This is a genomic window from Pedobacter sp. PF22-3 (assembly GCF_026239555.1).
Classification (GTDB): Bacteria; Bacteroidota; Bacteroidia; order Sphingobacteriales; family Sphingobacteriaceae; genus Pedobacter.
The window spans coordinates 104,293-128,278 of sequence record NZ_JAPIVP010000001.1; the positions used below are offsets into that span (position 1 = coordinate 104,293).

Consider the following 23,986-nt stretch of genomic DNA (forward strand, 5'->3'; position numbering starts at 1 on the left):
ATTACACAAAATGGACGTGAAAAAGTCGTTATTTGATAACCTACAAAATTTCTTCGGGTTTGATAATTTCAAGGGTGATCAGGAGTCGATCATTACCAATATTTTAGAAGGCAATAATACTTTTGTTATTATGCCTACAGGCGGAGGAAAGTCTATTTGCTATCAGTTGCCCGCTTTAATGAGCGAGGGAACGGCAATTGTGATTTCTCCATTGATTGCATTAATGAAAAACCAGGTAGACCAATTAAGGGCTTTTGGTGGAAATGACAGTATTGCTCACTTTCTTAATTCATCCTTAAACAAATCTGAAATTACACAAGTTAAATCTGACCTTTTAAGCGGCCAGACTAAATTATTGTATGTTGCACCAGAATCTTTGGCAAAACAGGATAATATTGATTTTTTAAACCTGATTAAAATCTCTTTTGTTGCCGTTGATGAAGCGCATTGTATTTCTGAATGGGGACATGATTTCAGGCCTGAATATCGCAAGATTAAACAGGTTATTGCCGGTTTAGGAAATAATATCCCAATTATCGCATTAACCGCTACTGCTACCCCAAAAGTACAACAGGATATTATGAAAAACCTGGGTATGACGGAAGCAACATTGTTTAAATCTTCATTTAACCGGCCGAACTTATTTTATGAAATCCGCCCTAAAAGAGATATTACCAAAGAGATCATTAAATACATCAAGTCTAATCCTGGCAAATCAGGAATTATCTATTGCCTAAGCCGTAAAAAGGTAGAGGAAGTGGCCGAAGCTTTAAACCTTAATGGAATTAGTGCATTACCTTATCATGCAGGTTTAGATCCAAAGGTTAGGGCAGAAACGCAGGATAAATTTTTGATGGAAGATGCAGAGGTAATTGTTGCAACCATTGCCTTTGGTATGGGAATCGACAAACCGGATGTTCGCTTTGTAATCCACCACGATGTGCCGAAGAGCATGGAGGGTTATTATCAGGAAACGGGCAGGGCCGGACGTGATGGTGGCGAAGGGGTATGTATTGCTTTCTACTCTCAAAAAGATGTAGATAAACTGGCTAAGTTTATGAAAGATAAACCAGTTTCTGAAAGAGAGATTGGTACGCAGATATTAAAGGAAGTGATTGATTATGCCGAATCTGGCGTTTGCCGTCGTAAGCAGATTCTTCACTATTTTGGCGAAAACTTTAACGAAACTGGCTGTAACTGCATGTGCGACAACTGCAAAAAGCCTAAAAAGCAGTTTGATGCCGAAAGTCAGTTATCTACCTTATTAAAGTTTATTGAGAAATCTGGAGAAAAATTTGACGATGCACACTTGTTAAACGTTTTCTTGGGCTTAGAAACAGCACAAACCATCGCATACGAACATAGTAAGGTTCCTGAATTTGGAATTGGTAAAGAAGACGGTGAGCTGATGTGGAAATCAATTATCCGCCAGGCTGTTTTAAACAATTTCCTTTTTAAAGATATCGATAATTACGGTTTATTAAAGTTAACTAAGCAGGGAAGAGATTTCATTGTTAATCCTTACAGTCTTAAATTTATACTGAATGAACCAATAGAAAACGGTACTGACGATGATGATGACGATGTAAAACAAGGTACAGGTGCTTTGGATACTCATCTTCTGTCTTTACTGAAAGAGCTACGTAAAAAAATTGCGAAACAGAAAAGCGTGCCACCATTTGTGGTTTTCCAGGATCCATCTTTAGAGGAAATGTGTACGCATTATCCCATCACGATGGAAGAGCTTCGCCAGATTTCTGGTGTAGGTTCGGGTAAGGCAATGAAATTTGGGACACCTTTTATCGAATTGATCAAAAAATATGTGGAGGATAATGATATCGAACGGCCTATTGATCTGATTATTAAAACGCAGGCCAATAAATCGCAGATGAAAGTTTCGATTATCCAAAATATCGACAGACAGATCGGTTTGGAAGATATTGCTGATTCCAAAGGCATCACTTACGAAGAGATCCTGAAAGAAGTAGAATCGATTGTAAACTCTGGTACTAAACTTAACCTGAACTATTTCATCGATGAAGTAATTGATGATGATAGGCAGGATGAAGTTTTTGATTATTTCAGAGCAGCCGAAAGCGATTCTATAGATGAAGCGCTAAATGAACTGGGCGAAACCGATTATACCCGAGAGGAAATTCAACTGATGCGGATTAAATTCATGTCAGAACTAGGAAATTAAAAATTAGACGTGAGATATGAGAAGTTAGATTTGAGATAAACTCACATCTCATGTCTCACATCTCATGTCTCACACCTTAACTATGTTAAACTATTTAGATAAATTAAAAAATACAGATTCGGGAAATTTCTTTTTAATGGCTGGTCCATGCGCTATTGAAGGCGAAGATATTGCCATGAGAATCGCTGATAAGATTATTACGATTACCGATAAACTGCAAATTCCATATATTTTTAAGGGTTCTTACCGCAAGGCGAACAGGAGTAAAGGGAGTTCTTTTACCGGAATTGGCGATGAAAAAGCTTTACGCATTTTGGAAAGAATTGGTAGAGAATTTGGTGTGCCAACCGTTACCGATATTCACGAAAGCGGTGAAGCAGCTATGGCTGCCGCTTATGTTGATGTATTGCAGATCCCTGCCTTTTTGTGCCGCCAAACTGATTTATTAATTGCAGCTGCCGAAACCGGAAAAGTCGTTAACGTTAAAAAGGGCCAGTTTTTATCGGCTGGTTCAATGAAATTTGCTGTCGAAAAAGTAAAAGAAGCTGGCAACAATAAAGTCATCTTAACGGATAGAGGCAATACTTTCGGTTACCAGGATCTGATTGTAGATTATCGGGGTTTACCAGAAATGCAAAGTTTCGGTGTGCCGGTGGTAATGGACTGTACACACAGCTTACAACAACCTAACCAAAGCAGCGGTGTTACCGGTGGTAAACCAGAACTCATTTCTACCATTGCCAAAGCAGCCATTGCAGTTGGTGCAGATGGTTTATTTATCGAAACACATCCTGATCCTGCAAATGCGAAATCAGATGGTGCCAATATGCTTCATTTAGATTTGCTCGAAGAAACTTTAATCAAACTAGTTCGCTTAAGACAAGCTGTTATCTAATGGCGGCCAACAAAGGGATTTTCTTAACTGCAGAATGGCGTAAGTTAGCACTTGCGCAATATGCTGTTGATCAGCAAATTCTTTTAAAATATCTTCCTGCGCATACCGAACTGGATACCTGGCAAGGAAAGTACTATGTTAGCCTGGTTGGTTTTATGTTTGTTAATGTCAAGTTACGAGGTTTTAATATTCCATTCCACACTAATTTTGAGGAAGTTAACCTGCGCTTTTACGTTCGGTATAAAGATGGTAAAGAATGGAAGAGAGGAGTTGTTTTTGTTAAAGAAATTGTTCCTTTACCTGCAATAACACTTGTTGCGAATACCATTTATAAGGAAAATTACCAGACTTTGCCCATGAAACATGTTTGGATAGAACAGGAAAACCAACTTAAGGTAGATTATCTTTGGAAAAATAAAACATGGAATAATTTTCAGGTTATTGCCCGTGCTCAGGCAGAAGAAATTACATTGGGCAGCGAAGAAGAATTTATCACCGAGCATTACTGGGGTTATACCAACATTGGTTACAACAAAACATCCGAGTATGGGGTAGAACATCCGCGCTGGCAAGCCTATCCCATGAAAAGTTATGAAATAAACGTAGATTTTGGACTAAATTATGGTAATGATTTTGCTTTCTTAAATCATGCCCGACCAGATTCTGTCTTCTTAGCAGAAGGATCAGAAATTAAGGTGCTTAAGGGAAAACAATTTTAGATTAGCTATCATCATTCGAACCAAATGCGTAATCATGACCACGCTAAATTTGATTTAATTTTTCTCCTGAAACCAAAAATGCACTCAATTTTAATTGAGATGAATAAGGAAGGCAATATTATAGTACACAAGTTCGAACAATAAGCGACATAATTGGTTCTTATATTGTTGATGTCAGCCCCTGGGCGTAACTTTTCTTTTACCTACCAAATTAAAGGAAGTTAGCTTTAGTTTTTTATATTAAATTTAAAGATGGAAATGCTGGAAAACCAAGTAATTTTTATCGAAAAATTTATAATAATGAAGATTCTGGGAATACATCCATTTATAAATATCCAATTATGAAATCTTCTGATCAGAAACCAAATCAAGGCGATAGCAGGCGCGATTTCCTTAAAAAAAGTTCAGTAATTACAGCCGTTGCGCTAACACCTGGTGCTGCAATTAAAGCAGCAGAAAATAATGCTGACGAACGTTTCGCTGAACTTTTTGAGAAAATTCCATTAAAGCTTACAGTTAACAATAAAGCTTACCAAACAACAGTTGAGCCAAGGGTAACACTTTTAGATTATCTGCGTGAAGAATTGCACTTAACAGGTACTAAAAAAGGATGTGACCATGGCCAATGTGGTGCATGTACTGTTCATGTAGATGGACAAAGGATAAACGCTTGCCTCAGCTTAGCAGTAATGAATGAAGGAAAGAAAATCACCACTATTGAAGGTTTGGCGAATGGCGATACGCTACATCCTATGCAAGCTGCCTTTATCAAACACGATGGTTTTCAATGTGGTTACTGTACGCCCGGTCAGATCATGTCTGCAGTAGCCTGTGTGCGTGAAGGCCATACTAACTCCAGGGCCGAGATCAGCGAATACATGAGTGGAAATATCTGTAGATGTGGCGCTTACCCTAATATTGTAGATGCAATTATTGAAGTGAAGGAAGGAGGTCAAACCGTATGATCAATTTTCAATACCTCAGAACAACCACAGCAAAATCGGCAATTGCTTTATTGGTTAAAGATAAAAACGCCAAATTTCTTGCAGGTGGCACCAACTTAATCGATCTGATGAAAAGAGGTGTTACCGCACCAGAAAAACTCATTGATATTAACCACGTCCCTCTGAAAGAAATCAAGCAGGTGGGGAATAAAATCCACATTGGTGCGCTGGCCTCCAATACAGCGGTTGCAGATCATGTCTTGATCAAAGAAAAATTACCTTTACTTTCATGGGCCTTACAGGCTGGTGCATCAGCGCAACTAAGAAATGTAGCTACTGTTGGCGGTAATATGATGCAGCGTACACGTTGTGGATATTTTTATGATATCGAAATGCCATGTAATAAGCGCCAATCCGGAACAGGGTGTGGAGCAATGGAAGGTTTTAACCGAATGCATGCTATTTTTGGAACATCAGAACAATGTATTGCTGTTCATCCTAGCGATATGTGCATCGCCTTAGTTGCTTTAGATGCTGAAGTGGTATTAGCCAGCACAAAAGGCGAACGAAAAATGCTATTTAAAGATTTTCATCGCTTAGCTGGGGATACACCCCACTTAGACAACAACTTAAAGGCTGATGAAATGATTATCGGTTTAGAAATCCCTATTAATAATCTGGCCAAAAACTACCATTATCTAAAAGTTAGGGATAGGGCTTCTTATGCCTTTGCACTGGTATCGGTAGCGGCAGCTTTTGAAATCGCAGATAATAAAATTATTGATGTTCGGTTAGCCATGGGCGGAGTGGCACATAAACCCTGGCGTTTAACTGCATCTGAGCTTTTTTTAAGAGGAAAAGAAGCTAGCTTAAACAATTTTGAGCAGGCTGCGCAATTGGCCATGAAAGATGCTAAAGGCTTTGGAGGTAATGACTTCAAACTAAAACTGGCACCTAATACGATTATTGAAGCGTTGAACCTTGCAAAATCAAAAGCCTAGTTATGGAAAAGAACATGTTAAAAGATGAGAACGATCGCGTAGATGGATTCTTGAAAGTTACCGGGAAAGCCAAGTATTTTGCTGAATATGAGTTACCAGGCTTAACCTATGGTGTTTTGGTAACCAGTACCATTACCAAAGGCAAGATAACCTCGCTTGATACCAAAGCTGCAGAAAAAGCTCCGGGAGTTATAGCTGTGATTTCACATCTGAATAAGCCTTCAGCTGCTGCTTACGAGCAGGAAGGTGGCCCACAGATGAAGATTTTTTACACCGACAAGATTTTTTATAACGGACAACCCATAGCCATCGTTGTGGCGAACACTTTTGAAAGGGCAACTTATGCCGCCTCATTGGTTAAAGCCACCTACGCTAAAGAAACTTTTAATACCGATTTCGAAAAAGCCCTTAAAGATCCAAAGGCTAAGAAGTTTCAGGGGCAGGCCGACTATAAGCGTGGTGAAGAAAATGCTTATAAAACCGCAGAGGTAAAGCTCGAAGAAAGATATTTTTTACCAATTGAAACACATAATCCTATGGAATTACATGGGATTATTGCAGATTGGCGACCAAATAACCAGCTCACTGTTTACGCCAAAACCCAAGGGGTAAAAGCTACGCAGGGTACTATTGCAAACGTTTTTAAAATTCCGATCGAAAATATCCAGGTGAATTCGGAGTTTGTTGGTGGTGGCTTTGGCATGGCCTTGCGTACATGGCCGCTTGAAATTGCAACGGTAATGGCTTCTAAACATATTGGCAAACCTGTGAAAGTGGTTATTACCAGAATGCAAATGTTTACCATGGTAGGTAATCGGCCAGCGGCCATTCAAACCATTGGTTTAGGTGCAAATAAAGATGGTAAATTAACAGGAATTACGCATAGAGCTTACGGCGAAACATCCACTTATGAGAACTTTACCGAAGGTGTAGTAAATATGGCGAAATTTATGTATCAGTGCGATAATGTAAATACTTCCTATGTCATTATACCAGTTGATTTGGGCGTACCGATCTGGATGCGCGGACCAGGTGAAGCCACAGGTGCTTTTGCGCTAGAAAGTGCGATTGACGAGATGGCGCATGCTTTGGATATGGATCCCTTGGAATTTAGAATCAAAAATGATCCTGAAACCGATCAGCAAAAAAACAAACCTTTTTCCAGCAAAAATATCAAAGAGGCCTATAAAATTGGAGCAGATAAAATAGGCTGGCGCAACCGGAAAAATAAACCGGGCAGTTTGGTAGAAGGACCATGGCAAACCGGATATGGCGTGAGTGTTGGCGTATTTAATGCTAACAGGGGTAAGGCCAGCGTGAAAGGTATTTTGAAAGCCGATGGATCGCTGCTTTTACAAAGTGCAACCAGCGATATTGGTCCTGGCACAGGAACAGGTATGACTTTAATTGCCAATAAATTAATGAATATTCCCGTCAATAAAATTACGTTCGAATTGGGCGATTCATCATTACCACCAGCACCAAGTCAGGGCGGTTCGGCTACACTGTCTACGGTAGGCTCTGCTGTGAATGATGTTTGTGTAGCATTAAAATCTACAATCGCAGAACTGGCAGCAAATTCAAATATGGATGCTACAGCTAATTTTGTTGATGTGTTAAAAAAGAATAATCTTCCCCAAATAGAAATCACGAAAGAGAGCCAGAGCGGCAAAGAAAAAGATAGCTACTCCATGTATTCGTTCTCCATTCACTTTGTACAGGTGAAGGTAAATAGCTTAACAGGAGTAGTAAAGATCAATAAAATTGTTTCTGTCGGCGATTCAGGTACTATTGTAAGTCCGAAGACAGCCCGAAGCCAGATGGTAGGCGGTGCAGTTGGCGGGATAGGGATGGCTTTAACCGAAGAATCAATAATCGATCACCGTTATGGAAGATACATCAATAACAACTTTGCTGATTACCACGTTCCTGTGAATGCCGATGTACCGGAAATCGATGTTAATTTCATTAATAAACCAGATCCTTACATCAACCCGATGGGGGCAAAAGGTATGGGCGAAATTGCCCTGATCGGTTTTTCTGCTGCAGTAGCCAATGCTGTTTTCAATGCCACCGGTAAAAGAATCAGGACGCTACCAATTACGCCAGACAAGATATTGGCTTAGTCATTCGCTCTACAATAAAGAAGTCAAATTTTCAAACCTGAACGCTGTTTTATAAGCACCAAGCTAAGGCAATACGTCATGCTGCATTCATTTCAGCATCTTTTGCAGAAAGTCCCTGAAATAAATTCAGGATGACGACCGCTTCAATGGATTTTGTCTTAATCTATAAAAAAATGCGTCCCAATTTTAAAATGGGACGCATTTTTTTATTTAATAGAATTAAACTCGTTTAGAACAACAGAATTATTTAGTAACCGCCTTACCTGAATAAGTTGCTGCTAATTTTAATGCATTGTAAGCATTCACAATTCCGCCACTAATACAAAGGTCAGAAAAAGGTACAGAAACTTTCTCTGCATCTGGCCCTTCACCTTTAGCATACTCTACGTTGTGATCTACCTTTGTAACCGATTTAACGATAATTTCTTTTACCTGCGCTGCCGTTAATTTTGGATAATAGGAACGAATTAAACCAGCTAAACCGGCCACAACAGGAGAGGCCATACTGGTTCCATCTAAGTTTTTGTATTTAGAACCCGGTACGGTAGAGTAAATTTGCACACCTGGGGCAAAAACATCTACCTGTGCTTTACCAAAGTTAGAGAAACTTGCTTTTAAGGTTTCATCATCTTTTGGACCTGAAGCACCTACTGTTATCCATGATGCAATAGTTTTCTCATCTAAATCTTTGTGGTTAGGAAAATTATTTTCAACATCAATGTTCTTGTTTTCATTACCTGCAGCCTGAACAATCAGTACATCTTTAGATGCAGCATATTTCATTGCTTCATTAACTATGGCTTTATCCCAGCTATAAGCTTTACCGAAACTCATGTTAATTACTTTGGCACCATTATCAACTGCATAACGAATTCCATTGGCCACATCTTTATCTCTTTCATCACCATTTGGCGTACAACGAACACCCATAATAGCAACATTATCAGCCACACCAAAAATACCAAGTTTATTGGTTCTATCTGCTGCAATAATACCTGCTACGTGTGTACCGTGCATAGCATCAGGACCAGCAACATCATTATTGCCGTAAAACCGCTCTTTTTCATTGTTTGGATCATCTCCAACTATTGAACGTGGATCATAATCGATATTTAAGTTATATTTGGCCTGGCGTGTATAATAATCGAATCCTTCTACAATCTGATCTTCGTAAAAATCTTTAAAACTGCCTTTTTCTAATTGTTGGCTTAGTACATTTTGGATTCTGCCTTCAACTTCAGTAGTAGGTTTGAAGTTTTTAAAATCTTCTACCGTTGGATTTTCTTTGCCGATTTTCCTTACTACCCCGTCTAAAGCATTTTTAAAACCAGTAATACCTGCCAGATTTTCTTTTGCTTCTGCCAATTGTTTTTCTAATTCGGCTCTTTCTGCTTTAAAAGCTTCGAAATCCTTTTTATCTTTTTCTGCTACATTCGCATCTGTAGTATTAGCAAAACGTACCTGATCACGACGAACCAAACGCGTTAATTCCAAAGTTTCGAAATTTACAGATCCCTTAGGGCCTCCAATAAAATTCCAGCCATTAATATCGTCGATATAACCGTTTTTGTCATCATCCTTGCCATTTCCAGCTACCTCTTTGGTGTTTACCCACATAATCCGTTTCAAATCTTCGTGAGTAGCTTCTACACCACCATCGTTTACGGCTACGATAACTTTAACAGATTTTTTACCTTTTAAAAGTTCTTTATATGCTTTTTCGGTACTGATTCCGAATGTACTATCACTTTTAAGGTCAAGATTTTGCCAATTGGCTTTTTGTGCATGGGCAACAGTTGGTACCACACTGGCAAGCGCAATACCGAAAAGCGCGCTGAAAATTTTACTCTTATTCATTTATGTATTTTTGTATTAAACGGCGAAAGTTAATTTTAATTTTTTATTGAAAGAAATTGTATTCAAATTTAATTCTTTCCAAACATTTTATTGCCGTATTTTAAATGGTATCCTATAAAAAAGTCGTCATTAAGAATTGAGCAGCTTTGAGCAAAGAAATCTATCTGGATAGCATTCTCAACTTCATTGTACTTCGTTCTAAATGACGACCGATATTTTAAAATAAACTAATTTATTTTAAACCAGCCACAATTTTCTTGGCCATCTCGTGATGTGATTCAATAACTTTTAAGGTATTCGTTGCCCATTCTTTGATACTTTGGTCGCGGTTTTCACTACCTTTCTTAAATAAGGCCGCTGTTTTTTCATGATCGGTAACCATCATATCCATATAATGTTTATCAAATGCTGCACCGGTCATTTTTTTCATTCCATCCAAATGGATCTGCTCATCAGCTGGTAAAGCATCAGGGGTAATTACCTTTTTATTTACTGCCAAAGTTTTTAATTCTGCATTGGCTTTCTCATGGTCGGCAAGCATTTTGGCTGCGAAATCTTTCACTTCTGCACTTTTCGCATTTTGAGCTGCAATCTTAGCTGCTTCAACTTCCATAATACCGCCTACAGCTGCTTTTCTTAAAAATGTTGCACCTGCCTCATCAACACCCGATTCAGTACTCTCTGATCCAGCAACGTGGTTACCGTTTACCATAGTGGTATCGCCAGAAACGCTGTCTTTAGTAGTTGCCGATTTTTTATCTGCAGTTTGGCAAGCCTGAAATGAAAGTGCTAATGCAAAAGCTGTGGATAATAAAAATATCTTTTTCATGTTTTCTCAATATTTTGATGTGTAAGGAAAACAAGAGAGTTTAAAAAAGGTTTTTTTTATCTATTCTGCGGCCTGATCATATGCGTTTTGAATCACGATGCCCATTTGTCTATCCGGATTTTCAATCGCTGAAAAACCAAATTGCTCATAGAGTCCATGAGCATCCAAAGTGGCCAGTTGATAACGCCTCAAGCCTTGCAAGTCTGGATGGAAAATCATAAACGACATCATTTTTTTAGATAAGCCCAAGCCGCGGTAATTTTCTTTAACGTAAACATCGCAAAGCCAGGCAAAAGTTGCCTTATCGGTTATCCAACGCGCAAAACCTATTTGCTCCTGATCTTTATAAATTCCAAAGCAAAGTGAATTATCTATGGATCGTTTTACGGTAGTTAAAGGAATACCTTTAGCCCAATAGGATTCGATGCTTAAATAATGATGTATCGCTTCGATATCTAAAAGCGCTTTTTGGTCAGAAAATATAAAACCGTTTTCGCTGATTTCCATTTTGATTAATGATTGAATTTTGAATGATAAATGAGTGAATTCTTTCAAAACTCATTTAAAGAATTAGCTAAGTTTTCTAAGCCCCTTCCGCAGTTAACCGATTAACCAGTTCAGATAGTTAAGCCTTTCTAGTTACGCATATTAATAAACTGCAACGGCTGATCGAAATCTTCATTTCTACAAAGGCTGATCACAGCTTGTAAATCATCAATTTTCTTTGCAGTAACCCGAACCTGATCATCCATAATAGCGGGCTGCACTTTTAAGCCGCTGGCTTTGATTTTTGCCACCACTTTTTTCGCTGCTTCTTTATCCAAACCTTCTTTAATGCTGATTTCTTTTCTGATCATGTTGCCAGAGGCCTGATGCTCATCACCAAAATTTAAACTTTTCGGATCTAAGTTCTGCTTCATCATCCGGGAAATGATAGAACCTTCGATAGCTTTTAAACGCATATCGTCTTCAGTAACAATGGTTATTACATTTGTTTTTTTATCCAGATCGATCGTGCTTTTTGATCCGTTAAAGTCGAATCGGTTAAGGATTTCTTTTTTAGCGTTGTTAACGGCGTTGTCTAATGTTTGCGCATCAACTTTACTTACAATATCAAAAGAAGGCATGGTTTTAGCTTTAAAGTAAAAAAATAAGTAGATTTAATAGAAATTAATCCAGTCTCACAAAAAAACGAAAATAATATGAAAACCACTAAGCCCAAGTCTGAAAAAAAGATCATAAAAAAAGAAGCTAAAAAACAACTTGAACAGTCAATTACCACTCAATTCTTAGATGTAATTAAAAGTTTAGGCCATGATGTATCTGAAATTAGCACAGAGGTGGGTAAAGCCAGTAAGCGGGTAGCTAAAAAATTAACCAAAAAATTTACCGTTGTAAAAGCTGATGTGGGGCAGAAAATTGACGATTTATTACATGCATCTAAAGAGAAAGCAAAAGAAGTAAAAAAACCTGTTGCCAAAGCGTTAAGTAAATCTGAAAAATCTGCTGAAAAAGTCGTTAAAAAAGCATTAGCAAAATCAAAACCAGTAGTACAGAGTATTAAAGTTGCAACAATAGAAACGGAAGAAAAAGCCGAGAAAGTATTGGCAAAACCGGTGGCTATAGCAAAAGAAACTGTAAATCAGGTAGCTAAAACAACTAAAAAAGCCATAAGTAAGGCGCCAGACAAAGCAACTGAGACTGTTAAAAAAACAGTTGCAAAAGCAACTCCTGCTGTTAAGAAAATTGTAAAAACACCGGCTAAAAAATAAATTTGTTAACGTTAACGTGTAAATGAATTAACATCGATTTAACAAATTAATGTGCAGTTTTGAACATCCCTGTTTTGGCAGGGATTTTTTATTTTTTTTAAATGACCAGTAAGAAACCCCCATTTTTTAACCGTGAAATTAGTTGGCTTTACTTTAATGAACGTGTACTACAAGAGGCGGCTGATGAAACTGTTCCACTGATTGAACGGATTAAATTTCTATCTATATTTTCTTCCAATTTAGAAGAGTTTTATCGGGTAAGAGTAGCCACCATAACCCGGTTAACCAATCTGAATGATAAGGCGAAGGCACTTTTGGGCTTTAATCCTAAAAAAATCCTTAATGAGATTAAAAACATTGTTGTAAAACAGGAAAGAAAGTTCGATCAGCTTTTTCAGGCTACTTTAATTAACGAACTCGCTCAAAACAGGATTTTTATTTTAAACGATACTCAACTGAATGTAAGCAGGGGAGAATTCGTAAAAAATCATTTCAGGGATAAGATTTTATCTAACCTGGTGCCTATTATGCTGGATATGGATAAACCCTTTCCAGAATTGAAAGACCGGTATCTTTACTTCTTTGTTAAACTTTCCAAAAAGGATACAAAAGTTAAAGAGAAATATGCGCTTATTGAAATCCCACCAAATTTGCCACGGTTTTTGGTGCTGCCCGAAACAAACGACTTAAAGTTTATTATTCTTGCAGAAGATATCATCAGGTATTGCCTGGACGATATATTTTACGTTTTTACTTACGATAATTTAGAGGCTTATTCCATTCAGTTAACTCGAGATGCAGAACTGGATATTGATAAAAACATCAATGATAAATTTATTGATGATTTAAAAAACAGTTTAGAAAAGCGCAAAAAAGGGAAACCCATGCGTTTGCTTTACGATTCGGCCATGCCCCTGAACATGCTTACGGTACTGGTAAATAAGCTCAAGCTGGAAGCTGAAAGTTTAATTCCGGGAAACCGCTACCACAAGTTCGGCGATTTTATTGCCTTCCCAAATGTGGGTAAAAAGGAATTGGAATATGCGCCGAATATACCGCTTAAGGTTCATGATCTGCATAGGACGCAAAGCATGTTCAATAAAGTTGCAAAGCGCGATTATTTGGTAAATCTGCCGTATCAATCTTACGATTACATTATTTTGTTCTTGCGCGAGGCGGCAATTGATCCGAAAGTAACCGAAATACAGATTACTTTATATCGGTTAGCAGAAAACTCAAAGGTAATCAACGCCTTAATCAACGCCGCCAAAAATGGTAAAGCCGTTTCTGTTTTATTAGAACTTAAAGCCCGTTTTGATGAACAGGCTAACATTTACTGGACAAGTCGCTTAATGGAAGAAGGTGTTAAAGTAAATTATGGTTTAACGGATTACAAAGTGCATTCTAAAATTTGCCTGGTTAAACGGATCGAAAAAGATAAACCTGTATACTACGCAAACCTGGCCACAGGAAATTTTAATGAAAAAACTGCAGGTTTATACTGCGATCATAGCATTTTCACGGCAAAGAAAGAGATTACTAACGATCTGGTTAAACTTTTTGATGCGTTGAGCAAGCGTACCGTAACCAAGGGCTTCAAGCACCTGATCGTTTCTCCACTGGAGAGCCGCTCTAAACTGGTTAATTTTATTAACCGCGAAATCAGAAATGCCAAGCAGGGTAAACTTGCTTATATCATGTTAAAAGTAAACAGTTTAGCTGATGAAGGTATTATTTCCAAACTTTATGATGCGAGCAATGCCGGAGTTAAAATTCAACTCATTATCCGCGGGATCTGCTGTTTGGTGCCTGGTGTAAAGGGATTTAGTGAAAATATTACGGCTATTAGTATTATCGATAAGTTTTTGGAGCATGCCCGGGTTTATATCTTCGGTAACAATGGCAAAAACGATATGTATTTATCATCTGCAGATTTAATGAGCAGGAATTTCGAACACCGCGTTGAAGTTGGTTTTCCAGTGCTGGATCATGATGTGAAACAGGAGATCCAAGACATTATCGACCTACAGCTACAAGATAACACCAAATCGAGGCAAATTAATGCCTTAAACAATAACAAATACCATAAAAACAGATTAAGTAAAAAGATAAGGGCGCAGGTAGACATCTACAACTATTTAAAAACCAAGCATCAATTATAATGTTAAGATACGCAGCTATAGATATCGGTTCGAATGCCGTGAGGTTACTCATCGCTGATATTAGCAAACAAGACGGGAAATATAAATACAAAAAAAACACCCTTATCCGTGTGCCGCTCCGATTGGGAGATGATGCATTCCTGGATCAATATATTTCCGAGAAAAAATCTGCAGACCTGGTAAAAACCATGACTGCTTTTAAAAATTTAATGGATGTTTATCATGTTTCTGAATATCTGGCTTGTGCAACATCTGCCATGCGTGAGGCCCGAAACGGAGAAGATATTGTGAAACTGATTAAAAAAGAAGCCGATATTACCTTAGAAATTATTGAGGGGCAGCGCGAAGCCAATATTATTTATGCCAATCATATAGAAGAAGCATTAGATGAAAATAAAACTTACCTGTACATTGATGTGGGTGGTGGTAGTACGGAGTTATCTGTTTTTGTAAAAGGTACGCCCGAAGCATCAAGATCTTTTAATATCGGTACTATCAGAATGCTTGATAACCAGGATAAGGAAGAAACCTGGGAAGAGATGAAAGATTGGGTAAAAGAGCATACGAAAGCCTATAAACATTTGGCTGGCATAGGTACTGGCGGCAATATCAATAAATTATTCCGCATGTCTGACGAGAAGGAAAATGCGCCATTATCTTTGCAGAAGCTAAACTCGATGTATAACAAATTAACCAGTTATTCATTAAAAGAAAGGATTAATACGTTGGGGTTAAATCCCGATCGTGCTGATGTAATTATCCCTGCCTGTGAGATTTATTTGACCTTAATGAAGTGGACCGGTATAAAGCAGATTTATGTACCTAAAGTGGGTATGGCTGATGGGATTATTAAATTATTGATAGAAGAGAAGTTAGACTAAGGCAATTTTCTCCATCAGACCCGTCATTTCGACGGTAGCAGATAAATCTATCACATAATCTTTGCTGTAAAGATTGCTTCGTCGGCTGAAAAAGCCTTCTCGCAATGACGAATTTGGTGTAGAACGATAACACCTGAAGAAAATTCTCTCCGCCTCGTCATCCTGAACTTGTTTCAGGATCTTTCTGGTCTAGAAATGCGTTATGTATACGAAGGGCATTTTAGATTCGATGGCCATCATCGATTTAGTAGCATGGAAGTTAATTTCCGCCGATTTCGATCAATTGCTCCATAAAAAAACGGAATAACACTATGGTATATTCCGTTTTTTCATTTAAAAAGTCTGATAATTATTTTTCTTCAGACAACATCATCTCTTAGTCTTCAAGCAATTTCGTTGCCGCTACGTCGGTAAACCAGGTTAATTTACCTTCAATAGGATCAATTAGCTGAGAAGGGTACAGATCAGGATTTTTTTCTGTATCGCCAATTACGTGTTTAAGTGCTTCAGCTTTATTCTCACCGAATACCAAAAAGGCTACATTATCTGCTTTGTTAATTAATGGTGCCGTAAAACTAATGCGATACGTATCTAGTTTTTCAACATAAACAGCCGCTACATTTGCTTCTTCATCCTTCACCAAAGTAGTATGCGGAAAAATTGAAGCAGTATGTGCATCATCGCCCATGCCCAACAGGATTAGATCGAAAACAATGTCTTCACCATCAAAATGTTTGTCAATTGCTTTTTTATATTCAATAGCTGCTTTTTCTGGTGCCAGGGTTGTATCTACATAAAAGATATGATCTTCCTTAACACCTAACGGATCTAAAATGGTTTTCTTGGCCATTAATCCATTATAGTTATCATCATCGGCCGGAACATTACGCTCATCGCCAAAAAAGAAGTATACTTTTTCCCAATCAATTCTGTGCTGCCCTTCGGTAGCCAGAAGGTTGTAAAGTGCTTTAGGAGAACTACCGCCCGTTAGCACGAAATTAAAGCGATCGTTTTCTTCAATAGACATTTCTGCAATTTTAATTACATAATCTGCCAGGTCCTGGTTTAGTTCTTCTAATGTTTTGTATATGAGTAGATTCATTCTGTCAATAATAAAATTCGTCATGCTGAATTTATTTCAGCATCTATTTTGATAAGACCCTGAAATAAATTCAGGGTGACGACTGGATAAAAATTTTATTCCTTATTCTTTAACGGCAGGTTAAACCAGTGGAAACCATCTCTCGCAATAAGCGCTTCAGCTTCTTCTGGTCCCCAGCTATCCGCAGGGTAATTAGGGAAGTTGATTGATTTTTTGCTTTCCCATGTATTTAAAATAGGCATCACCAACTCCCAGGCTGCTTCTACCTGATCGCCACGCATAAATAAGGTTTGATCACCCATCATGGCATCCAATAATAAGGTTTCATAAGCTTCTGGCGTATCGCCCTCATAAGTTCCTTTATAATCAAATACCATATCCACAGGGTTTAATACCATATCTAATCCAGGTCTTTTGGCCTGTACCTGCATGCGGATACTCATTTCTGGCTGTATACTGATAACCAACCTGTTTTGTTGCCAATTTTCAGTTACATCTGAGGAGAAAATCTGATGTGGCACATCTCTAAACTGGATGGTAATCAACGATGAAGTTTGGTTCAAGCGTTTTCCTGTTCTTAAATAGAAAGGAATACCCTGCCATCTCCAGTTATCGATATGGAATTTAACTGCTGCAAAAGTTTCAGTATTAGAGTGAGGATCAACACCTTTTTCCTGGCGGTATCCCGGAACTTCTTTGCCTTCAACCCAGCCTTTGCTATATTGGCCGCGAACGGTGTGAAAACGGATATCTTCTGCAGAAAAAGGACGCATTGCTCTTAAAACCTCCACCTTACGGTTTCTGATTTCATCGGCATCAAAATTAATAGGTGCTTCCATTCCCACCAAACAAAGTAATTGCAAGAGGTGATTCTGAATCATATCTCTTAGCGCACCAGAACCTTCATAATAACCTCCGCGATCGCCCACACCTAATTGTTCGGTTACCGAAATCTGAACGTGATCGATATAAGACCTGTTCCATAATGGCTCGAACAAAGCATTGGCAAAACGGAAAGCCATCATATTTTGTACCGTTTCTTTACCCAGGTAATGATCAATACGATAGATCTGCTTTTCGGTAAAAATGGTGCTCAACAGTGCATTCAGTTCTTTTGCTGATTCTAAATCATGGCCAAAAGGTTTTTCGATAACAATACGGCTATTGTCTTCATCTTGCGTCAATTTATATTTCTGCAAACATTCTGCAATAATTGGAAAGAAATTAGGCGCTACTGCAAGGTAAAAAATCACCTGTGTACCTGCACCAAACTCTTTTTGATATTTTTCTACAGCCGCTTTTAGGTTTTCGAAAGTTTTTGGCTGTGCAAAATCAGTAGGGCAGTAGTGAATTGTATTTCCAAAATTTTCCCATTTATCTTTTTTAACTTTTCCGGTACGCGAAAACTCGTTCACCGCTTCTTCCAATGCCGTTTTGTAACTATCATCGGTAAATTCGGTTCTTCCTGTTCCTATAATGGCAAATTGATCAGGCATGTAGCCCTCCATAAACAGGTTATACAGCGCAGGTGCTAATTTTCTTTTATTTAAATCGCCTGTTCCACCAAATATTACAAAAATGGTCGGGTTTAATGCGGTTTTGGCTTTCATTTTATGTTTTTGTTCGTGAGTGTAATAGGTTAAGATAATTTATTCCAATCGGCATGGAACACGCCTTCTTTATCAATACGCTCAAAAGTATGTGCGCCAAAGAAGTCTCTTTGTGCCTGAATTAAATTAGAAGGCATTCTGCCGGTAGTAATCGTATCGAAATAGGTTAGGGTAGAAGCAAACGCAGGGATACCTAAGCCTGAAGTAATACAGGCACTAATGGTTTTCCGCGTGCCAGCTAAAGTTCCTTTAATGATGTTCTGAATAGCTGCATCACCAAATAGATGCTCAAGAGCATTGTTTTTTTCATAAGCCTGATAAATATCTTCTAAGAATTTAGCCCTGATGATACAGCCACCACGCCAGATTTTGGCAATTTCCTGCAACTGTAAATCGTATTGATATTCTTTTGATGCCTGAACCAATAAATGCATTCCTTGTGCATAAGCACTGATCATCGAGAAGTAAAATGCATCTTCCAGCTCCTCAATAGTAACCTCAATTTTAGCATCTTTTTTGCCAAAGGCTTCCTCTAGTGAAACCCTAAGGGCTTTAAATTTAGATAAATCGCGGTTAGAAACGGCTTCATTAATGGTTGGTATAGGTAACTGAAGTTCCATTGAAACTTCCGAAGTCCATTTTCCGGTACCTTTTGAACGCGCTTCATCTTTAATCTGATCTAAAAGATCGTTTTGTGTTTCGGTATCTTTAAATAAAAAGATTTCTGCAGTAATCTCCAGTAAGAATGATTGCAGCCTGCCTTCATTCCATTTTTTGAATACTTTATAAATTTCTTCGTTTGAATAACCTAAGCCATTTTTTAGGATGCCATATACCTCTGCAATAAGCTCCATAATAGCATATTCAATACCATTGTGTACCATTTTAACAAAATGACCAGAAGCACCCGGACCAATATAAGTTACACAAGGATCTGTTCCAACTTTTGCAGCAACAGCATCAAAAACATCTTTTACTACATTGTATGCTTGTTTATCGCCACCGGGCATCATACTCGGACCAAAACGTGCACCTTCTTCGCCACCAGAAATGCCCATTCCGAAGAAGTGTAGGCCATCTTTTTCTAACTCGTCAACACGGCGGTTGGTATCGGTAAAATGAGAGTTTCCGCTATCAATAATGATGTCGCCTTTGCTTAAAAGTGGCTTTAATTCGGCAATAACGCTATCTACAATCGGGCCTGCAGGTACCAATAAAATCAGGGTACGCGGAGTTTGTAAGCTGGAAATAAAGCTTTCAATATCGTTAAAGCCTTCCAAATGATGTGCTTTGCCTTCTTCTTCAAGCTTAGCAATCATTTTGGTATCTTTATCGTAACCGGTTACCGAGAAGCCTTTATCAGCCATGTTTAATAAAAGGTTTCGGCCCATAGTGCCTAACCCGATCATTCCCAATTTATATTTTTCAGAATCGTTATTTGCCATTTTTTATGTTTTAGAATATACCCAAAATTAGGGTTTACAAATTAATATTGGAGTTATTGTTGTTAAATGATTGTAATAAAAAGATCAATTATTTTTTGGTTCAACGGTGAAAATATTATACTTATCGGCCAGTTTCCAAAGCTTTGCGCCGCCTTTAATCCCGTCTCTGTTGGTTACGATTTTAATATTGTCTTCCAGCTTAAAATTGATCTGTTTCGAATTTCCGCCACCTATATATAAGGTATCGTAATTGAAAACCGTTTTATAAATTTCGATTACCTTTCTTAACCTTTTGTTCCAGCGTTCCGTACCAATTTTTTCGAATGCCTTGTTACCGATATAATCGTCGTAATCTTCCTCTTTATTGATTGGGAAATGCGCCAGTTCCAGGTGAGGAAGCAGTTCTCCATCAAACAATAGCGCTGTACCAAAGCCTGTACCCACTGTAAAAACAATTTCGAAGCCCTTGCCATCAACAACCCCTAAGCCTTGCTGGTCGGCATCATTTACCAAACGCACAGGCTTACCAAGCTCGTTGGCCACGCGTTGTGCAAGATCTACATCGGCCCATTTATTTTTAGCCAGGTTGGGAGCAGTTTTTACAATCCCATTTTTAACGTAACCCGGAAATCCGATTGATATACGATTATAACTGTCAGGAAAAGGCTTAATTAGTTCTACAATACCTGTTACAATATCTTTTGGCGTAGCTTCTGGCGGGGTTTTGCTTTTTAAATATTCGGTAATCATATTTCCGCTTTCATCTAAAAGAACCGTTTTAATACTGGTACCGCCAATATCTATAGATAATATATTGTTGTTTTCAGCTTTTTTCTCTGTAGCCATAATTCTGTATTTATAATTCCGAAGTTCTGCAAATAAATTAAAACAACAAACATTAAATGAATATGGAAGTAATTTAGGTGTAATAATATATTCTATAAAATCTATATATTTAGTAGAATATATTTAAGTTTGTTCCGTTAAAGTTAAAAAAGATATAAATTGTTATGACGGTAAACTACCTTGCATTTGCTATACCAGCATTTTTTATTTTTGTATTTATTGAATTTAAGATTGCCCAACACCAAAAGAAGGCTAAAATCTTTAAATATGAGAGTACAGTTGCAAATTTTAGTGTAGGTATTGCCGAAAGGTTGCTCAATTTATTCATTGCGGCAAGTTTTTACCAGGTGTACCACTGGGTATATGCCAACTATGCTATTTTCGATATTTCTACTCAATGGTATGTTTGGATCTTGTTGTTGCTCTCCACCGATTTCGTCTGGTATTGGTACCATAGACTAGGACATGAAATCAATTTTTTGTGGGCTGCACATATTGTGCATCACCAGAGCGAAGAGTTTAATTTATCAGCAGCAGCCCGGATTACTACTATTCAGGCTATTTTGCGTAATGTTTTCTGGTGTACCCTACCATTGCTAGGTTTTCATCCCAACATGATCATTACCATCCTTTTGGCCCATGGTGCTTATTCGTTTTTTACGCATACGCAATTGATAGGCAAATTGGGCTGGCTCGAAAATATATTGATTACGCCTTCGCTGCATGGGGTCCATCATGCATCAGATGAGAAATACCTCGATAAAAACTATGGTGACGTTTTTGTTTTCTGGGACAAATTATTCGGCACTTTCCAGGCGGAAGAAGAGGCTCCTAAATATGGCTTAACACATCCTATTAAGAGTTATAGTTTCCTTTGGCAGCACTTTCATTATTATTTAGAAATAGGAGAGGCCTATAGGCGCGCAAATGGATTTAAGGCCAAATGGGATGCTATTTTCGGGAGTCCGGCTTTAATGGATCAAAACATCAGGCCGATTTTAGAAGAACGTTATTATCAAAATAAATTACAACATGATGCGAAACCTAAGCCCAGGTTTAAAATTTATCTGAATATCCAGCTCATTATGGTGGTATCGATGCTTACAGGCACAACCATGTTTTACGAATCGTTAACTTTAGTACATAAAGTAGCGATATTGATTTTTATCCTGGTTACCCTGATCAATATCGGCGCCCTGTTAGAGCAGCGCAAGTGGATTTATTACCTCGAATGTTTCAGGTTGATATTGGTATTCGGTTACCTCTTCTATAGTTTTAATATTATTGAATTTTTAATATTCCCTGTTGTAGGATTGATCATTCTCGAACGTAACTTTTCTTTGAATAGCTTGTATAAGAAACACGTTTTAAACTACCAATCCAACACAATTAATACATAGGTAACCTAAATGAAAAGATTATTTAATATTACCGTAACGTTGCCGGGCTACTTTTGCTGGCAAGATGATGGATGTATATTTAAGTAAAAGTGATGAAGACTTAATGTCTTTAGTGGCAAATCGGGACAGCCTGGCATTGGAAACACTTTTTAACCGGTATTATCCTGCTTTATGCAAATTTACCTCTATTTACATTAAAGATTATAACAAGTCTGAAGAACTTATTGCTGATCTTTTTATGAAGCTTTGGGATAAAAGAAACGAACTTCAGATAAAATCGATCAAAAAATACCTGTTTACTGCAGCTAAAAACTTGGCCTTTAATGAAATTCAACGTGTAAAACTCCATATTTTAAGCATCAATGATCGTGAAGATACACTTGATTACCCGGATACTTATTTAAATCCCCAAGAACAGCTTACCAGCAGGGAATCCTATGCTGAAATTATGGATCTCATAAACCTTTTACCCGATCGGCAGCGGGAAGTGCTTTTAATGAGCCGCATCGATATGCTGGAGAAAAACATTATTGCCGATTTATTGGGCATTTCGGTAAGAACGGTAGAAACTTTACTCTATCAGGCGGTGAAAAACTTTAGATCGCTCACAACTGACCGATTGGAAATCTAATTCAATTTCTTCTTTTGCTTGAAAGGACACTTAATTAACTCTCATTTTCCTTGAGAAGATCATTTATCGAAATATTACTTACATTAGTTTTTGGAAAGGCAGGTTCAGTTTTCCATCTGTGTTTTCACCCCGCTTTTTGGTACGAGTTCCGATGAAGGATCGGGTTTATTTAACCCAGGCAGGTGCTCAGAAACCTAAATTCATTTGTACCGGAAATCAGGATAATTTGATTTTGCTATAGGCTGTTGTACCTATACCTGACAGGAGCGGATCCCGGTTTTTTCAATCTGGATGTAGTGGGTGCCGGGGCTGTAGTACCTATGAAATACTGGCCTTTCATTTCCAAATCAAAAGAATTTATATTTTTCCATAATGAAACAAGGCTTCAATATTATTGATTTATTTAAGTCGCTCTTTATGCTTAACAATTTGTTAACAATAACTTGATCTTTTTCGATACGTATCGGCATCCGATAATCTGTCTTACACACAGAACAGCATGACTAAATGGACCAACGTTATTACAAACTAATAGAAGATTACAGCAAGAAAACCATAGGCAGTGAAGATTTAACTGATTTATTGATGTGGGTGGGCAGCAGCCAGGAGAACCAGCAGATTTTCAGGGAAACCTTACAGGCTTTTGAAGCAGCAGATTATTCCTTTAATAAACCTGTTAATCAGCAAAAAAGCTGGTCGGCCATTCAACAGCATATTGAAAATAATGCTGAACACTCGCAAATTATAAAAAAAATCAATTACCGCAGGTATTTTACAATAGCAGCTGCTATCATGGTGATCGCTTTGTTGCCAATACTTTACTTTAATAATTTTCATTCAAAAGCAAAAGAAGTTATTGCTTATAACGAAATTTACAATCCGCGTGGACAGAAAAGACTGGTAACCATGCCCGATGGTTCTAACATCTATTTAAACGGCGACAGTAAAATCCGCTACGCGCTAAATTTCAATACAGGCAAACGTGTTGTTTATTTATCAGGAGAAGCTTTTTTTGATGTGCAGCACCGCAGCAAACAGCCTTTTATAGTAAATACAGGAAAAGTAAGCACCACCGTGCTGGGTACGTCATTTAATATTAATGCTTATCCATCTTTAAAAGATATTACCGTTACGGTACAGACCGGAAAAGTTGGGGTAATATTCTCAAAAAACGGTAAAAACAGCCTAGTGCGGTTTTTACTGCCGAATGAACAGCTCACCATCGATAAAAACAGTGGCAAGCTTAACAAAATGCAGGTAAATGCCACCGATTTTAACGGTTGGAGGGAGTATAAGCTTTTTTTCTATGACAAACCTTTAAGTGAAATCGCCGAGGTAATTGCCCGTGAATATGATCTTGATATTGAAATTAAAACCGAAGCTTTAAAAGGTATTAAGCTTACGGCAAAATTTGATAAATGTTCGGTAAAGCAGATTATGGATGTAATTGCTAAGCTATCTAACTCAAAATATACAATCTATGAAAATAAAGTAATCATTTATGAACGATAAATTATAAAGATAGATATGATATAAAATTACTAATCCGAAAAAATGGCTCGAAAT

20 protein-coding genes are annotated in these 23,986 nt (G+C 37.8%); 12 read left to right on the plus strand and 8 right to left on the minus strand.

From position 1 onward, the window contains the following. The first annotated feature begins 10 nt into the window (after positions 1-10). The 6 genes from recQ (at position 11) to OQX63_RS00495 (ending at position 7,885) form a co-directional block, all read left to right on the plus strand. On the plus strand, positions 11-2,200 hold the full coding sequence (gene recQ / locus OQX63_RS00470) for a DNA helicase RecQ (RefSeq protein WP_265849426.1): 2,190 nt from the start codon (positions 11-13) through the stop codon (positions 2,198-2,200). An 82-nt stretch (positions 2,201-2,282) separates the two neighbouring features. Further along, positions 2,283-3,095, plus strand: a complete 813-nt coding sequence (gene kdsA / locus OQX63_RS00475) for a 3-deoxy-8-phosphooctulonate synthase (RefSeq protein WP_090496370.1) — start codon at positions 2,283-2,285, stop codon at positions 3,093-3,095. Continuing rightward, positions 3,095-3,814 (plus strand): YqjF family protein, encoded by a 720-nt coding sequence (locus OQX63_RS00480; RefSeq protein WP_265848931.1) that lies wholly within the window; start codon positions 3,095-3,097, stop codon positions 3,812-3,814. Before kdsA ends, OQX63_RS00480 begins: the two co-directional genes overlap by 1 nt. Positions 3,815-4,155: 341 nt before the next feature. Next, positions 4,156-4,779 (plus strand): (2Fe-2S)-binding protein, encoded by a 624-nt coding sequence (locus OQX63_RS00485; RefSeq protein ID WP_265848932.1) that lies wholly within the window; start codon positions 4,156-4,158, stop codon positions 4,777-4,779. Next, entirely contained in the window at positions 4,776-5,759 is a 984-nt protein-coding gene (locus OQX63_RS00490) for an FAD binding domain-containing protein (protein WP_265848933.1), read from the plus strand. The genes OQX63_RS00485 and OQX63_RS00490 overlap by 4 nt, the downstream gene beginning before the upstream one ends. 2 nt (positions 5,760-5,761) lie before the next feature. After that, positions 5,762-7,885: a xanthine dehydrogenase family protein molybdopterin-binding subunit gene (locus OQX63_RS00495; RefSeq protein ID WP_265848934.1), complete on the plus strand. Its 2,124-nt coding sequence runs from the start codon at positions 5,762-5,764 to the stop codon at positions 7,883-7,885. Between the two features lie 243 nt (positions 7,886-8,128). Here the strand turns inward: OQX63_RS00495 and OQX63_RS00500 are convergent, their stop codons facing one another. The 4 genes from OQX63_RS00500 to OQX63_RS00515 all read right to left on the minus strand — a co-directional run bounded on the left by OQX63_RS00500 (position 8,129) and on the right by OQX63_RS00515 (position 11,698). Beyond that, the gene (locus OQX63_RS00500) at positions 8,129-9,742 is read right to left on the minus strand and encodes a S8 family peptidase (RefSeq protein ID WP_265848935.1); all 1,614 of its coding nucleotides are present in this window, start codon (positions 9,740-9,742) and stop codon (positions 8,129-8,131) included. 232 nt (positions 9,743-9,974) lie between these two features. Continuing rightward, positions 9,975-10,571 carry a DUF4142 domain-containing protein gene (locus OQX63_RS00505; RefSeq protein ID WP_265848936.1) on the minus strand — a complete coding sequence of 199 codons (597 nt, stop codon included), beginning with the start codon at positions 10,569-10,571 and terminating at the stop codon, positions 9,975-9,977. A 60-nt stretch (positions 10,572-10,631) separates the two neighbouring features. Continuing rightward, complete coding sequence (locus OQX63_RS00510) at positions 10,632-11,078, minus strand: GNAT family N-acetyltransferase (RefSeq protein ID WP_265848937.1); 447 nt, start codon at positions 11,076-11,078, stop codon at positions 10,632-10,634. 128 nt (positions 11,079-11,206) lie between these two features. Beyond that, a complete protein-coding gene (locus OQX63_RS00515; protein WP_265848938.1) occupies positions 11,207-11,698 on the minus strand; it encodes a YajQ family cyclic di-GMP-binding protein in 492 nt (163 codons plus the stop codon). A gap of 75 nt (positions 11,699-11,773) precedes the next feature. On the opposite strand from OQX63_RS00515, the gene OQX63_RS00520 reads away from it, so the two are divergent. The 3 genes from OQX63_RS00520 to OQX63_RS00530 all read left to right on the plus strand — a co-directional run bounded on the left by OQX63_RS00520 (position 11,774) and on the right by OQX63_RS00530 (position 15,386). Continuing rightward, positions 11,774-12,343: a hypothetical protein gene (locus OQX63_RS00520; protein WP_265848939.1), complete on the plus strand. Its 570-nt coding sequence runs from the start codon at positions 11,774-11,776 to the stop codon at positions 12,341-12,343. A gap of 101 nt (positions 12,344-12,444) precedes the next feature. Then, positions 12,445-14,505 (plus strand): polyphosphate kinase 1, encoded by a 2,061-nt coding sequence (gene ppk1 / locus OQX63_RS00525; protein ID WP_265848940.1) that lies wholly within the window; start codon positions 12,445-12,447, stop codon positions 14,503-14,505. Then, positions 14,505-15,386: an exopolyphosphatase gene (locus OQX63_RS00530; RefSeq protein WP_265848941.1), complete on the plus strand. Its 882-nt coding sequence runs from the start codon at positions 14,505-14,507 to the stop codon at positions 15,384-15,386. Before ppk1 ends, OQX63_RS00530 begins: the two co-directional genes overlap by 1 nt. Positions 15,387-15,762: 376 nt before the next feature. On the opposite strand, the gene pgl is transcribed toward OQX63_RS00530, so the two are convergent. The 4 genes from pgl to OQX63_RS00550 form a co-directional block, all read right to left on the minus strand. Continuing rightward, positions 15,763-16,488: a 6-phosphogluconolactonase gene (pgl, locus tag OQX63_RS00535; RefSeq protein ID WP_265848942.1), complete on the minus strand. Its 726-nt coding sequence runs from the start codon at positions 16,486-16,488 to the stop codon at positions 15,763-15,765. Positions 16,489-16,583: 95 nt separating this feature from the next. Then, on the minus strand, positions 16,584-18,098 hold the full coding sequence (zwf, locus tag OQX63_RS00540; protein ID WP_265848943.1) for a glucose-6-phosphate dehydrogenase: 1,515 nt from the start codon (positions 18,096-18,098) through the stop codon (positions 16,584-16,586). 29 nt (positions 18,099-18,127) lie between these two features. Then, positions 18,128-19,543 carry an NADP-dependent phosphogluconate dehydrogenase gene (gene gndA, locus OQX63_RS00545; RefSeq protein WP_265848944.1) on the minus strand — a complete coding sequence of 472 codons (1,416 nt, stop codon included), beginning with the start codon at positions 19,541-19,543 and terminating at the stop codon, positions 18,128-18,130. 84 nt (positions 19,544-19,627) lie between these two features. After that, a complete protein-coding gene (locus OQX63_RS00550) occupies positions 19,628-20,389 on the minus strand; it encodes an ROK family protein (RefSeq protein WP_265848945.1) in 762 nt (253 codons plus the stop codon). A gap of 164 nt (positions 20,390-20,553) precedes the next feature. Between OQX63_RS00550 and OQX63_RS00555 the strand changes: the two genes are divergently transcribed. From OQX63_RS00555 to OQX63_RS00565, 3 genes are all read left to right on the plus strand, one after another. After that, positions 20,554-21,789 carry a sterol desaturase family protein gene (locus tag OQX63_RS00555; protein WP_265848946.1) on the plus strand — a complete coding sequence of 412 codons (1,236 nt, stop codon included), beginning with the start codon at positions 20,554-20,556 and terminating at the stop codon, positions 21,787-21,789. 64 nt (positions 21,790-21,853) lie between these two features. After that, the gene (locus OQX63_RS00560) at positions 21,854-22,420 is read left to right on the plus strand and encodes an RNA polymerase sigma factor (protein ID WP_265848947.1); all 567 of its coding nucleotides are present in this window, start codon (positions 21,854-21,856) and stop codon (positions 22,418-22,420) included. A 507-nt stretch (positions 22,421-22,927) separates the two neighbouring features. Continuing rightward, the gene (locus OQX63_RS00565; RefSeq protein ID WP_265848948.1) at positions 22,928-23,932 is read left to right on the plus strand and encodes a FecR family protein; all 1,005 of its coding nucleotides are present in this window, start codon (positions 22,928-22,930) and stop codon (positions 23,930-23,932) included. The last annotated feature ends 54 nt before the right edge of the window (positions 23,933-23,986 follow it).